The organism is Actinokineospora sp. NPDC051303 (assembly GCF_055586285.1).
Map to the genome: position 1 here is coordinate 46300 of NZ_JBVJIN010000021.1, position 13489 is coordinate 59788.

Annotated in this window: 11 protein-coding genes; 9 read left to right on the forward strand and 2 right to left on the reverse strand. The window is 71.0% G+C overall.

Annotated elements, in window-relative coordinates; all coding sequences use genetic code 11:
- The first annotated feature begins 5 nt into the window (after window positions 1-5).
- Window positions 6-926 (forward strand): class E sortase, encoded by a 921-nt coding sequence (locus ACZ6SD_RS17910; RefSeq protein ID WP_465318046.1) that lies wholly within the window; start codon window positions 6-8, stop codon window positions 924-926.
- A gap of 184 nt (window positions 927-1110) precedes the next feature.
- Window positions 1111-1674: a hypothetical protein gene (locus ACZ6SD_RS17915; protein WP_465318047.1), complete on the forward strand. Its 564-nt coding sequence runs from the start codon at window positions 1111-1113 to the stop codon at window positions 1672-1674.
- A gap of 77 nt (window positions 1675-1751) precedes the next feature.
- Here the strand turns inward: ACZ6SD_RS17915 and ACZ6SD_RS17920 are convergent, their stop codons facing one another.
- Complete coding sequence (locus ACZ6SD_RS17920) at window positions 1752-2720, reverse strand: substrate-binding domain-containing protein (protein ID WP_465318048.1); 969 nt, start codon at window positions 2718-2720, stop codon at window positions 1752-1754.
- 381 nt (window positions 2721-3101) lie between these two features.
- Between ACZ6SD_RS17920 and ACZ6SD_RS17925 the strand changes: the two genes are divergently transcribed.
- Window positions 3102-3857: a phosphate ABC transporter ATP-binding protein gene (locus tag ACZ6SD_RS17925; RefSeq protein ID WP_465318106.1), complete on the forward strand. Its 756-nt coding sequence runs from the start codon at window positions 3102-3104 to the stop codon at window positions 3855-3857.
- Between the two features lie 15 nt (window positions 3858-3872).
- On the opposite strand, the gene ACZ6SD_RS17930 is transcribed toward ACZ6SD_RS17925, so the two are convergent.
- Window positions 3873-4760, reverse strand: coding sequence for a heme o synthase (locus ACZ6SD_RS17930; RefSeq protein WP_465318107.1), 888 nt, complete (start codon window positions 4758-4760; stop codon window positions 3873-3875).
- A 385-nt stretch (window positions 4761-5145) separates the two neighbouring features.
- On the opposite strand from ACZ6SD_RS17930, the gene tkt reads away from it, so the two are divergent.
- The 6 genes from tkt to pgl are packed head-to-tail and all read left to right on the forward strand — an operon-like array spanning window position 5146 to window position 13445.
- On the forward strand, window positions 5146-7248 hold the full coding sequence (gene tkt / locus ACZ6SD_RS17935; RefSeq protein ID WP_465318049.1) for a transketolase: 2103 nt from the start codon (window positions 5146-5148) through the stop codon (window positions 7246-7248).
- Window positions 7245-8354: a transaldolase gene (gene tal / locus ACZ6SD_RS17940; protein ID WP_465318050.1), complete on the forward strand. Its 1110-nt coding sequence runs from the start codon at window positions 7245-7247 to the stop codon at window positions 8352-8354. The genes tkt and tal overlap by 4 nt, the downstream gene beginning before the upstream one ends.
- 33 nt (window positions 8355-8387) lie before the next feature.
- Window positions 8388-10016, forward strand: coding sequence for a glucose-6-phosphate isomerase (locus ACZ6SD_RS17945; protein ID WP_465318051.1), 1629 nt, complete (start codon window positions 8388-8390; stop codon window positions 10014-10016).
- Window positions 10013-11545, forward strand: a complete 1533-nt coding sequence (gene zwf, locus ACZ6SD_RS17950; RefSeq protein ID WP_465318052.1) for a glucose-6-phosphate dehydrogenase — start codon at window positions 10013-10015, stop codon at window positions 11543-11545. The genes ACZ6SD_RS17945 and zwf overlap by 4 nt, the downstream gene beginning before the upstream one ends.
- Window positions 11542-12711, forward strand: coding sequence for a glucose-6-phosphate dehydrogenase assembly protein OpcA (gene opcA, locus ACZ6SD_RS17955; RefSeq protein WP_465318053.1), 1170 nt, complete (start codon window positions 11542-11544; stop codon window positions 12709-12711). Before zwf ends, opcA begins: the two co-directional genes overlap by 4 nt.
- Complete coding sequence (gene pgl, locus ACZ6SD_RS17960; RefSeq protein ID WP_465318054.1) at window positions 12708-13445, forward strand: 6-phosphogluconolactonase; 738 nt, start codon at window positions 12708-12710, stop codon at window positions 13443-13445. Before opcA ends, pgl begins: the two co-directional genes overlap by 4 nt.
- Window positions 13446-13489: the final 44 nt, after the last annotated feature.

The following is a 13489-nucleotide window of genomic DNA, read 5'->3' on the forward strand; positions in this document are numbered from 1 at the left end:
GACAGATGACCGCCGTCGCCAGTCCGATGACCGAGCTGCCCGCCGAGCCGGTGGTTCCCGCGCGAGAGCCCGAGCGGGAGCCCCGGCGGCCGTGGCCGATCGCCGTCACCGCCCTGAGCATGATCGCGTTGCTGATGCTCGGCCTAGTCGGCTTCGCGGTGGTGCTCACCCCGTTGCAGGCCAACCACGAGCAGGAGCTGCTCTACGACGAGATCCGGGAGGCGCTGGCTGGCGGCACCGCCGCGCCGTTCAGCGCGGACGGGGCGATGCCGATCATCCCGCCCGGCACCCCGGTCGCGGTGCTCGACATCCCCGCGCTGGCGCTGCGCCAGGTGGTGGTCGAGGGCACGGCTTCCGGGGACCTCACCGCGGGCGTCGGACACCGCCGCGACACGGCGCTGCCCGGCCAGTTCGGCGTGTCCCTGCTCTACGGGCGCCGCGCCGCCTACGGCGGGCCGTTCGGCGAGCTGACCGAACTCAAGCCGGGCAACGAGATCCGCGTCGTGACGGGCCAGGGCGAGTTCGCCTACCTGGTCGACGGCGTGCGCCGCGACGGCGACCCGGTGCCCGCGCCGCCCGCGGACAGCGGGGCGCGGCTGACCCTGGTGACCGCGGACGGCCCGCTGTTCATGCCGGAGTCGACCGTGTACGTCGACGCCACCCTGGTCGAGGGAGCCGCCCAGCCCGCCCCGGTGCGCAGGCCGCAAATCGTTCCGCCGCAGGAGAAGGCGATGCGCTCGGACGGCTCGGCGGTGCTGGCCCTCGCGGTGTGGCTGCCCGCGCTCGGACTCGCCCTCGGCGCCACGGTGTGGGCGCGCCACCGGTTCGGCCGGGCGCAGGGCCTGCTCATGGGCGGCCCGGTGTGCGCCGCGGTGCTCTGGAACGTCTACGACACGACGATGCGGCTGCTGCCCAACCTGCTCTGAGAAACGGAGAACCCCACGCCCCTCGGTCCACTGTGGAGCGTGGGGTTTTTCGCGGGCACGGCAAGTTAACCGGCAGCTATGGCGACCTGGCCACTTCACGAACCGTCCAGATCGGCCCTTTGCCCGGACCCCGCGCGCGGCCACCATCCGTCTCGGCGCACCCAGCGCCCCAAGAGGAGGAAAAATGCGCACTCGTCTGGTTTCCGCCATCGCGGCAAGCGCGGTGGCCGCGGGCCTGCTGCTCGGCATGAGCGCCACGGCGACGGCCGAGACCGCCACTGTCCCGGCCGCGGCCACCTCGGGCGCCTCCCCGGTCGTGGGCACGAGCACGATCGTGGTCGACCCGTCGACCATCGAGGCGTTCGCCTTCTTCGGCATCCACTCCGAAGCGCTGGCAGGCAGAACGCAGACCGTCGACGGTCAGATCACCCAGACCTTCGACGTCGTCGGCGATCCCACTGACGGCACCATCGAGCACCGCGGCGCGCTCATCCTGTTCACCGACGACGGCTTGGAGGTGTTCTGGCACCTGGTGGTCGACCAGACGCGCGGTGTCGTGGTCGCCCAGGAGAACCTCAACGGCCGGATCGACCTGTTCACCTTCGGGGTCAACACTTCCGCGGGCCGCCCGCTGGTGCTGACCGCGGCGGGCGCGCGGGCGATCAACGACAGCTTGGGCTTCGACGGGCTGTTCTCGGAGGGCTTCGTCTACGGCTACCTCAAGACCACGCTCACCCCGCCCGCCTAATTACCGGCACGACGAAAACCGGGGCCAGGGGGCGAGTCGCCCCTGGCCCCGGCGGTCGGCGCGGAGTCAGGCGAGGATCACTCGGCCTTGCCGCAGTTCGTGGGGATCTGGGTGAAGCCCGCGTTGGCGATGGTGGTGGTGGCCGCGGCCGAGCAGATCCAGCCGCCGGTGTTGACGCCGTTGCCGAAGAACGGCTGCAGCGAGGTCTCGACGCCGCCGTTGAGCACGCCGCCGCCGTTGATGTCCCGGACGACGTTGTAGAGCTTGCGGGACACGTCGAAGCCGCCGGTGTTCAGCTTGATGGTCTTCGGGGAGGGCAGCTCGTTGAAGCGGCCGACCGAGAACGGGCCGATCTTGTTGACGTTGCCCGCGATCGCGGCCGGGTCGTGCTCCTGCACGGTCTGGTCGACGCACGAGCCGACCGTGGTCACGCTGATGGAGCTGAGGAAGAACGCCCGGGTGCCCGAGCCCGCCTGCGGCAGCACCGGCAGAATGGTGGCGGTGGACAGGCCGGGGCGGAGGTCGACCCACCGGTCCGGCGTGGTGGCGTTGCCGTCGGCGTTGCACTCGTAGATCTTCTTGAGCTCGGCGGCGGTCAGGTCGACCGGCGCGTTGCTGGTGGGGTCGTTGGTGGCGTACCGGAGCCCGTCCGTGGCGAACGGGAGGAACAGCACGGCGCCGTCGGTGGACTGCCTGCCCCGGGAGGAGCGGGCGAAGTTGGTGGCGGTGCCGACGCGCTTGAGTTCGGTGATGCCCGCGGAAGACCCGTTCGGCCGGTTGATCGCCGGGGCGCCCGCGCGCGGGACGATCGTCGCGGAACCGGTGGCGTCCCAGGAGGCGACCCGGGTCCCGGTCGACGGGATGGTCGGGTTGTAGGCGTTCGCCAGGTCGTTCAGCACGAACTGGGTGGTGTCCGAGCCGGTGCCGACCGCGTCGTTCGCGTCCGGGACGAAGCTGGGGTCGGCGAACGCGGTCGCCGCGAGGATCGTGGAGAGGGCGGCGGCGCCGATAATGGCGGCCGCACCCTTCCGGAAGGTGGAACGCATTGCGTGTTCTCCCTTGTCCGTCAACATTCTCCTGGCCCTGATCGGGCCGCTTTCCACTGTGCCCAGCGGTTATGGGACGGCTCCACAACACCGTGGCGAAGGTTGGGCACGGGCCACACGCAGCGCCGGTGAACTAGCCACCAACTGCCCTCCTGGCCTGGTGAAGGCGGGTGCGGCCATGTGGGGTGAACCGGAGATTCACACCCCGGTAGCCCACGCCGATTAGGGTCGCGCGACGTGATCATCAACACCGATTCCGCGGGCGCCAACGGAAAGCGCGGCGACGCGACCCTGCTCGACGCCCATCCGGCCGACACCATCGACCTCGCCGGGGAGCCCGCGCGCGAGAACCGCGACGCGGCGGGCGCGACCCTCGAAGCCGTGCGCGTCTCCGCCTGGTTCGCCGCGCACAAGGTCCTGGACCGGGTGTCGCTGTCGATGCGCCAGGGCACCGTGACCGCCCTCATCGGCCCGTCCGGCTGTGGAAAGTCCACTTTTCTGCGCACGCTGAACCGAATGCACGAGTTGGTGCCGAGCGCTTCGCTGGCGGGCGAGGTGCTGCTCGACGGAGTCGACATCTACGGCCCCGCCGAGAAGATCACCGCCACCCGGCGGCGGATCGGCATGGTCTTCCAGAAGCCCAACCCGTTTCCCGCGATGTCCATCGCCGACAACGTGCTCGCCGGGCTGAAACTGACCGGGGCCAAGGTTTCCCGGGCCGACCGCGAGGACTTCGTGGAGGAGTGCCTGAGCAAAGCGGGTCTGTGGAAGGAGGTCAAAGACCGCCTCAAGAGCCGGGGCGGCGCCCTTTCCGGCGGTCAGCAGCAGCGGCTCTGCATCGCGCGGTCTCTTGCCGTGCGCCCGGATGTGCTGCTGATGGACGAACCGTGCTCGGCGCTGGACCCCACCTCGACCAGGCGGATCGAGGAGACCATCGCCGATCTGCGCACCGAGGTGACGATCGTCATCGTCACCCACAACATGCAGCAGGCCGCGCGGGTCTCCCAGCACTGCGCGTTCTTCCTCGCCGAGTCCGGCGAGCCGGGCCACATCGTGGAGGCAGGCCCCACCGACACGATCTTCGGCAACCCCGCCGACCCCCGGACCGCCGACTACGTCAACGGCCGTTTCGGCTGAAACGCCGCAACCGCTCTAGAACGGCCAGCCAGTGACCGGAAGGGACAGCGCCGAGTCCACCGCGAGAGCCACGAAGACCAGGGTGAGGTAGCTGTTCGACAGGTGGAACAGCGTCATCGGGTTGTTCGGCTCGCCGCGGCGGACCGAGCGGTTGAGACGGTGCGCGAAGATCAGGAACCAGGCGCCAGCCAAGAGGGCGAACAAGGCGTAGACCCAGCCGGTCGCGGGAACCAGCAGGAGGGTCCAGGCGACCATGACCCAGGAGTAGATGACGATCTGCTTGGCCACATGCCGCGGCGTCGCCACGACCGGGAGCATGGGCACGCCCGCCGCGGCGTAGTCGTCGCGGAACTTCATGGCCAGCGCCCAGAAGTGCGGCGGGGTCCAGAAGAAGATCACGCCGAACATGACCAGCGCGGGCCAGGCCACGTCGCCGGTCACCGCCGACCAGCCGATGACGACCGGCATACAGCCAGCCGCGCCGCCCCAGACGATGTTCTGCGCCGTCCGTCGCTTGAGGATCATCGTGTAGACGAGGACGTAGAACAGGATCGCGCCGACGGCCATCGCGGCGGCGAGGAAATTCGTGGTGGCCCACAGCCACGCGAACGACAGGACACCCAGGATCACGCCGAACACCAGGGCGCCCCGGGTGGGCACCGCGTGCCGGGCCAGCGGGCGGTTGCTGGTGCGCTTCATCACCGCGTCGATGTCGGCGTCGACAACGCAGTTGAGCGCGTTGGCGCTGCCCGCGGCCATCGTGCCGCCGAGCAGCGTGGTGAGCACCAGCCACGGCGAGGGGATGCCGCGCGCGGCGAGCATCATCGCCGGGACGGTGGTGACGAGCAGCAGTTCGATGATTCTCGGCTTGGTGAGCGCGATGTACGCCTTCACGACGTCCATCCGGCTCGGCGGCGGCGCCGTGGGAACGGTGTCGGCGGGCACTGGGATCACCGACGACATCTCGCTCCTCAGGTCAGCCGTGACCTGGTGAGACCCCGGTCACTGCGGTCGATTCCGCGCCGACGACAGGGGCCGCGACGCAGTGTCAAATGTTAACCGCGCCGTATCGGGGTACCCGTATCGGGTGGCGGGTGCCACCCCGTGTCGGTCGGAGATCACACCGCCGACCCGGGCGGACTACGCTGACCAGTGGACCAGGGATGACATGCGGATCGGGCCAGGTCACCGCCTGCGGGATCGATCTAGACCCCGATAAGGAAGACTGTGCGCCACGAACCGCCAGATGTGGAAGTGGGAGCTCAAGTCCGTGTCCGTCAGTAGTGAAGTGCCAGCAGACCTGTCCGAACTCACCCGCGCGTCGCTGCCCGAGGACTGGACGGACCTCGACAAGCGCGCGGTCGACACGCTCCGGGTTCTCGCCGCGGACGCCGTGCAGAAGGTGGGCAACGGCCACCCGGGCACCGCGATGAGCCTCGCGCCGCTGGCCTACACGCTCTACCAGCGGGTCATGCGGCACGACCCGAGCGACCCGCACTGGATCGGCCGCGACCGGTTCGTGCTCTCGGCCGGGCACTCCAGCCTCACCCAGTACCTCCAACTGTTCTTCTCCGGCTACGGCTTGGAGATCGAGGACATCCAGGCGCTGCGCACGTGGGGCTCGAAGACCCCGGGCCACCCGGAGGTCAATCACACCAAGGGCGTGGAGATCACCACCGGCCCGCTCGGCCAGGGCCTGGCCTCTGCCGTGGGCATGGCGATGGCCGCGCGCCGCGAGCGCGGGCTGTTCGACCCGGACGCCGCGCCCGGGGAGAGTGTGTTCGATCACCATGTGTTCGTCATCGCATCCGACGGCGACATCGAGGAAGGCGTCACCTCCGAGGCGTCCTCGCTCGCGGGCCGCCAAGAGCTGGGCAACCTGACCGTCGTCTACGACGACAACCGGATCTCCATCGAGGACGACACCACGATCGCGCTGTCGGAGGACACCGCGAAGCGGTACGAGTCCTACGGCTGGCACGTCCAGGTGGTCGAGGGCGGCGAGAACGTCACCGGCATCCTCGACGCGCTGGCGGCGGCGAAGGCGGAGACGACCCGCCCGTCGTTCATCCTGCTGCGCACGGTCATCGGCTTCCCGGCGCCGAACCTGATGAACACCGGCAAGGCGCACGGCGCCGCGCTGGGCGAGGACGAGGTCGCCGCGGTCAAGAAGATCCTGGGCTTCGACCCGGAGAAGACCTTCGAGGTCGACGCCGACGTGCTCGCGCACGCCCGCAAGGTCGGCGAGCGCGGCAAGGCCGCCCGCGCCGAGTGGGAGCAGGCGTTCGAGACCTGGGCGCGCAACAACCCCGAGCGCAAGGCGCTGCTGGACCGGGCGCAGGCCTACCAGCTGCCCGACGGCTTCGCCGAGGCGCTGCCGAGCTGGGACCCCGACCCCAAGGGCCTGGCGACCCGCAAGGCCTCCGGCGAGGTCCTCAACGCGATCGGCGGGCTGCTGCCGGAGCTGTGGGGCGGCTCGGCCGACTTGGCGGAGAGCAACAACACCACGATCAAGGGCGCGGACTCGTTCGGCCCGCCGTCCGCGGCGACCAAGCACTGGAACGCCACCCCGTACGGCCGCACGCTGCACTTCGGCGTCCGCGAGCACGCCATGGGCTCGATCCTCAACGGCATCGTGCTGCACGGCCCGACCCGGCCCTACGGCGGCACGTTCCTGGTGTTCAGCGACTACATGCGCCCGGCGGTGCGGCTGGCGGCGCTGAGCGGCCTGCCGGTCATCTACGTGTGGACGCACGACTCCATCGGCCTCGGCGAGGACGGCCCGACGCACCAGCCGATCGAGCACCTGGCCTCGCTGCGGGCGATCCCGGGCCTGGTCGTGGTGCGCCCCGGCGACGCCAACGAGACCGCCGCGGCGTGGAAGGCGACGCTGTCGCAGCACGACAAGCCGGTCGCCCTGGCGCTGACCCGGCAGAACCTCCCGGTGCTCGCGGGCACCAAGGAACTCGCGGCCGAGAACGTGGCCAAGGGCGGCTACGTGCTGGCCGACGCCACCGGCGGCGAGCCCCGGCTGGTGCTCGTCGGCACCGGCTCGGAGCTGCAGATCGCGGTCGAGGCGCGCGAGGTCCTGGAGGCCGAGGGCATCCCGACGCGCGTGGTGTCGATGCCGTCGGTCGAGTGGTTCGACGCGCAGGACCAGGCTTACCGCGACTCGGTCATCCCGCCGTCGGTGAAGGCGCGCGTGATCGTGGAGGCGGGCATCGCCCAGCCGTGGCACCGCTTCGCTGGCGACGCTGGCGAGATCGTCTCGATCGAGCACTTCGGCGCGTCCGCCGACTACCAGACCCTGTTCCGCGAGTTCGGCATCACCACCGAGGTCGTCGTTGCGGCGGCCCGCCGCTCCATCACCGCGACTGGAGGCCAGCAGTGAGCGACATCCTCAAGGCCCTGTCCGACGCCGGAGTATCGATCTGGCTCGACGACCTGTCCCGTGAGCGCCTGACCTCGGGCAACCTCGCGGAACTGATCCGCGACAAGCACGTGGTCGGCGTCACCACCAACCCGACGATCTTCGCGGCGGCGCTGTCCAACGGCGAGGCCTACGACGCGCAGGTGCGCGCCCTGGCCGCGCGCGGGGCGACGCTGGAGGCCGCCGTCCGCGAGCTGACCACCACCGACGTGCGCGACGCGTGCGACCTGTTCCGCAGCACCTTCGCGGCCACCGACCGGATCGACGGCCGGGTGTCCATTGAGGTCGACCCGCGCCTGGCGGCCGACACCGAGGCCACCGCGGCCGAGGCGCTGGACCTGTGGAAGACCGTCGACCGGCCGAACCTGCTGGTCAAGATCCCGGCCACGCTGGAGGGCCTGCCCGCGATCACCCGCACGCTCGCCGAGGGCGTCAGCGTCAACGTCACGCTGATCTTCTCCGTCGAGCGCTACCGCGCGGTGATGGACGCCTACCTGGCGGGGCTGGAACAGGCCAAGGCCAACGGGCACGACCTCGCCTCGATCGCCTCGGTCGCGTCGTTCTTCGTGTCCCGGGTGGACTCCGAGGTCGACAAGCGCCTCGACGCCATCGGCACCGACGAGGCCAAGGCGCTGCGCGGCAAGGCGGCGGTGGCCAACGCGCGGCTGGCGTACGCCGCGTACCAGGAGGTGTTCGCCAGCGAGCGCTGGGCGGCGCTGGCCGAGGACGGCGCGCGTCCGCAGCGTCCGCTGTGGGCGTCGACGGGGGTGAAGAACCCGGACTACTCGGACACGATGTACGTGGACGAACTCGTCGTGGCCAACACAGTTAACACAATGCCGGAGAAGACTCTGCACGCCGTCGCCGAGCACGGCAAGATCATCGGTGACACGGTGACGGGCACGGCGAGCGACGCGCAGGCGGTCTACGACCAGCTCTCCTCGGCCGGCATCGATGTCGACGACGTGTACGCCACGCTTGAGACCGAAGGCGTGGAGAAGTTCGAGAAGTCGTGGACCGAACTGCTCGACACGGTCCGCGGGCAACTCGACAAAGCCAAGAGCTGAGTTCGGGAACCTAGGAGAGGGCTGACGCCGCACATGGCAGAGCACCCCGGAGATGTCGCAGTAACCATTATCGATCAGCGGCTCACCGAGGAGGCCGCTCCGCTTGTCCGGCAACTGGTCTCCGACCAGGTGGCGTCGAAACTCACCGGGCAGGACCCGACGCTGTGGGGGCAGGAGGCGGAGTCCGAGGCCGCCATCCGGCTGTCCTGGACGACGCTGCCCGAGACCTCCCGCCCACTGCTCGCCGAGATCGACGCCCTCCGCGCGGAACTGCGCGCGGAGGGCGTCGACCGGGTGGTGCTGGCGGGGATGGGCGGCTCGTCGCTGGCCCCCGAGGTCATCACCAACACCGCCGGGACGCCGTTGGTCGTGCTGGACACGACCGACCCCGGCCAGGTCGCCGACGCGCTCGCGGGCGACCTAGCGCGCACCGTGCTGGTCGTGTCCTCCAAGTCGGGGTCCACTGTGGAGACCGACAGCCACCGGCGGGTCTTCGCGGCGGCCTTCGCCGAGGAGGGCATCGACGCGGCATCCCGGATCGTCGTGGTCACCGATCCCGGCTCGCCGCTGGAGAAGACCGCGACCGAGGCCGGGTACCGGCGGATCTTCCAGGCCGACCCGAACGTGGGCGGCCGCTACTCCGCGCTGACCGCGTTCGGCCTCGTGCCTGCCGGGCTCGCGGGCGCCGACGTCGGCGCGCTGCTGGACGAGGCCGCCGCCGCGGCGGCCGTGCTGGCGGCGGACACCGAGGACAACCCGGCGCTGGTGCTGGCCGCCGCGCTGAGCGCGGCGCACGCGCGCGGCGCGGAGAAGGTCGTCCTGGCCGACACCGGCTCGGGGATCAAGGGCTTCGGCGACTGGGCCGAGCAGCTGGTGGCCGAGTCCACCGGCAAGAACGGCACCGGCCTGCTGCCGGTCGTCGTGGAGAGCCCGGACGCGCCCGGTTTCACCGACGCCGGGGAGGACGCCACCGCGGTCGCGATCGGCTCCCCCGCAGGCGCGGCCGTGCTGGGCACCTCCGGCGGCCTGGGCGGGCTGATGCTGCTGTGGGAGTACGCCACGGCGATCGCGGGCAGGCTGCTCGGCATCAACCCGTTCGACCAGCCCGACGTCGAGGCCGCGAAGAAGGCGGCGCGCGCGCTGCTGGACTCCCCCGGCGACGGCGCCGCGGCTGAACCGTCCTTTGTGGACGGCCCGGTCGAGGTGCACGCCACCGAGGGGCTGCTGCCGGAGGGAACCGACACGCTCGCCGGGGCGCTGCACGCGCTGTTCGCCACCGCGCCGCGATTCGGCTACCTGTCGGTGCAGACCTACCTCGACCGGCTCGACGACGCCTCCGCGGTGCTGCTGCGCCCGGAGATCGCGCGCCGCACCGGGTTGCAGACCACGTTCGGCTGGGGCCCCCGGTTCCTGCACTCCACCGGGCAATACCACAAGGGCGGCCACCAGAACGGCGTATTCCTGCAGATCACCGGAGTCGTCGAGGACGACCTGGCCGTCCCCGACCGCCCGTACACCCTCGGCGTCCTGCAGACCGCGCAGGCGCTCGGCGACGGGCAGGTCCTGGCCGAGCACGGCAGGCCCGTGCTGCGGCTGCACTTCACCGACCGCGCCGCCGGATTGGCGCACCTGGTCACGAGCCTGGCGGAGGTGGGTCGGTGACCCGCACCTGGATCAACCCGTTGCGCGACGAGCGCGACAAGCGCCTGCCGCGCATCGCGGGACCGTGCGGCCTGGTGATCTTCGGGGTCACCGGCGACCTGTCCCGCAAGAAGCTGATGCCCGCCATCTACGACCTGGCCAACCGCGGCCTGCTGCCGCCGGGCTTCTCGCTGGTCGGGTTCGCCCGCCGCGACTGGGCCGACCAGGACTTCGGCCAGGTCGTGTACGAGGCGGTGAAGCAGCACGCCCGCACGCCGTTCCGGGAGGCGGTGTGGGACCGGCTCGCCGAGGGGTTCCGGTTCGTCTCCGGCACCTTTGACGACGACGCCGCGTTCGACCACCTCGCCGAGACCGTCGCCGAACTCGACAAGCTGCGCGGCACCAGCGGCAACCACGCGTTCTACCTGTCCATCCCGCCCAGCGCGTTCCCGGTGGTGACCAAGCAGCTGGCCCGCTCCGGCCTGGCCAAGGCGACCGGGCCCGACGAGTGGCGCCGGGTGGTCATCGAGAAGCCGTTCGGGCACGACCTGGCCAGCGCCCGGCAGCTCAACAAGATCGTCAACGAGGTCTTCCCCGAGGACTCGGTGTTCCGCATCGACCACTACCTCGGCAAGGAGACGGTGCAGAACCTGCTGGCGCTGCGCTTCGCCAACCAGCTGTTCGAGCCGATCTGGAACGCCAACTACGTCGACCACGTGCAGATCACCATGGCCGAGGACATCGGCCTCGGCGGCCGCGCGGGGTACTACGACGGCATCGGCGCCGCTCGCGACGTCATCCAGAACCACCTGCTGCAACTGCTGGCGCTGACCGCGATGGAGGAGCCGGTCTCGTTCCAGCCCCGGGCGCTGCGCACCGAGAAGATCAAGGTGCTGGAGGCGACCAAGCCGGTCGGGCCGTTCGCCGAGACCTCCGCGCGCGGCCAGTACACCGGCGGCTGGCAGGGCGGGCAGAAGGTGCTCGGGCTGCTGGAGGAAGAGGGCTTCGCGAAGACCTCCACCACCGAGACCTTCGCCGCGATCACCCTGGAGGTGAACACCCGGCGCTGGGCGGGCGTGCCGTTCTACCTGCGCACCGGCAAGCGCCTCGGGCGGCGGGTCACCGAGATCGCGGTCGTGTTCAAGCGCGCGCCGCACCTGCCCTTCGACGACACCGCCACCGAGGAGCTGGGGCAGAACGCCCTGGTGGTGCGGGTGCAGCCGGACGAGGGCGTGACCATGCGGTTCGGGTCCAAGGTGCCGGGCAACTCGATGGAGGTGCGCGACGTGTCCATGGACTTCAGCTACGGCCACGCGTTCACCGAGTCGTCCCCGGAGGCCTACGAGCGGCTGCTGCTCGACGTGCTGCTCGGCGAGCCGTCGCTGTTCCCGGTCAACCAGGAGGTCGAGCTGTCCTGGGAGATCCTGGAACCGGTCCTCAAGTACTGGAAGTCGGCGGGCAAGCCAGAGGGGTACCCGGCGGGCACCTGGGGCCCGGAGTCCGCTGACGCGATGATGTCCCGCACCGGCCGTCATTGGAGGCGACCGTGATCATTGATTTGCCATCCACCACGACATCACAGGTCAATACCAAGCTCGTCCAGATCCGCGAGCAGGGCGGGGCGACCGCGCTGGGGCGGGTGCTGACCCTGGTGATCGTCACCGATGACGGGGCGCGCACCGAGGACGCGATAGACGCCGCCAATGACGCCAGTCGGGAGCACCCGTGCCGGGTGATCGTGGTGGCCAGGGGCGCGCGCAAGGCCGCGGCCCGGCTCGACGCCCAGATCCGCGTCGGCGGCGACGCGGGCGCCAGCGAGGTCGTCGTGCTGCGCCTCTACGGCGCGCTGGCCGACGAGGGCGCGACGTGCGTGATCCCGCTGCTGCTGCCCGACGCGCCCGTGGTGGCGTGGTGGCCGTTCGAGGCGCCCGCGCGACCGGCGGACGACCCCATCGGGCGGCTCGCGCAGCGGCGGATCACCGACTCGGCCGCCGAGCGCAACCCGATCCGGGCGCTGGAGGTGCGCCAGAAGCACTACGCGGCGGGTGACACCGATCTCGCGTGGACCCGGCTGACGCTGTGGCGGGCCGTGCTGGCGGCGTCGCTGGACCTGCCGCCGTACGAGAAGGTGACCGGGGCGTCGGTGACCGGTGAGGCCGACTCGCCGTCGACCGACCTGCTGGCTGGCTGGCTGGCGGCGCGGCTGCGGATTCCGGTGAAGCGGGTGAAGGCGACCAACGGCGAGGGCATCGTTTCCGTCGCGCTGGAGCGGAAGTCGGGCACGATCGAGTTGGAGCGACCGGACGGGAAGGTCGGCACGCTGACCCAGCCTGGGCAGCCCGCTCGGCGGGTCGCCCTCCAGCGGCGGGAGATCCGGGACTGCCTGGCCGAGGAACTGCGGCGGCTTGACCCGGACGAGCCTTACGAGGCGACGCTGAAGGGGCTGTCGAAGATCGTGCGCGGGCGGGTGTCCTCGGCGCGGGCTGGTTCCGGGAAGGCGGCTCTGCCCACGGGTGAGCCCAAGCCTTCGGCGGCGCAGGCCGAAGCTGTGGCGGCGGGCAATGGCGCCGATCCGGCTACCCGGGCGAAGTCGGCGGCCAAGTCGGGCGCGGCCAAGCCCACCGCGAAGGCTGTGCCCGCCAGGACCGCCGGTGCGAAGGCGGCCAGTGCGAAAGCCGCGGCGAAGCCCGGCAAGAATGGCAAGGCAGGCTCATGAGTTCGCCTGAAGTGGTGGTGTACCGGGACGCGGGCTTGCTGACCGCCGCCACCGCGGCGCGCCTGGTGACCCGGCTGGTCGACGTGCAGGCGGCGCGCGAATCCGCGTCGCTGGTGCTGACCGGTGGGCGGACGGGGATCGCCGTGCTGGAGCAGGTGCGGGCGAGTCCTGCCCGGGACGCGGTGGACTGGTCCCGGGTGGACCTGTTCTGGGGCGACGAGCGGTTTCTTCCCGCCGGGGACCCGGAGCGGAACGAGACGCAGGCTCGGGCGGCGTTGCTCGATCACGTGCCGGTCGACCCAGATCGAGTCTTCCCGATGGCGGCTTCCGATGGCGCCTACGGCGACGACCCGGACGCCGCCGCGGCGGCTTATGCCTCGCTGCTCGCCAACCGCGCCTCGGGCGCGGCCGTGCCCACGTTCGATGTCTGCCTTCTGGGGGTCGGGGAGGAAGGGCACACGCTGTCGGTTTTCCCCGACTCGGCCGCCGTCCACGAGACCGAGCGGGCGGTGGTGGCGGTGCGGAACTGCCCCAAGCCGCCCCCTACTCGGGTGAGTTTGACGCTGGCCGCCGCTCGGCATTCCGCTGAGGTCTGGCTGATGACCACGGGGGCGAGCAAGGCCGCCGCCGTGGGCCAGGCGCTGGACGGCGCCGACGAGGTCGTTCTCCCGGCCGCGGGCGCCCGGGGGCGGTCGCGGACTCTGTGGCTGCTGGATTCGGCCGCCGCGCCCTGAGATCGCACGGGCTCGACGGGGGTGGAGCGGTTCCTTGGCGGGGA

What these genes read in the sequence shown, in the direction of transcription:
- ACZ6SD_RS17910 (WP_465318046.1), top strand. Translation starts at nt 6, where the DNA reads ATGACCGCCGTCGCCAGTCCGATGACCGAGCTGCCCGCCGAGCCGGTG.
- ACZ6SD_RS17915 (WP_465318047.1), top strand. Translation starts at nt 1,111, where the DNA reads ATGCGCACTCGTCTGGTTTCCGCCATCGCGGCAAGCGCGGTGGCCGCG.
- ACZ6SD_RS17920 (WP_465318048.1), bottom strand. Translation starts at nt 2,720, where the DNA reads ATGCGTTCCACCTTCCGGAAGGGTGCGGCCGCCATTATCGGCGCCGCC.
- ACZ6SD_RS17930 (WP_465318107.1), bottom strand. Translation starts at nt 4,760, where the DNA reads ATGGACGTCGTGAAGGCGTACATCGCGCTCACCAAGCCGAGAATCATC.
- ACZ6SD_RS17945 (WP_465318051.1), top strand. Translation starts at nt 8,388, where the DNA reads ATGGCAGAGCACCCCGGAGATGTCGCAGTAACCATTATCGATCAGCGG.
- pgl (WP_465318054.1), top strand. Translation starts at nt 12,708, where the DNA reads ATGAGTTCGCCTGAAGTGGTGGTGTACCGGGACGCGGGCTTGCTGACC.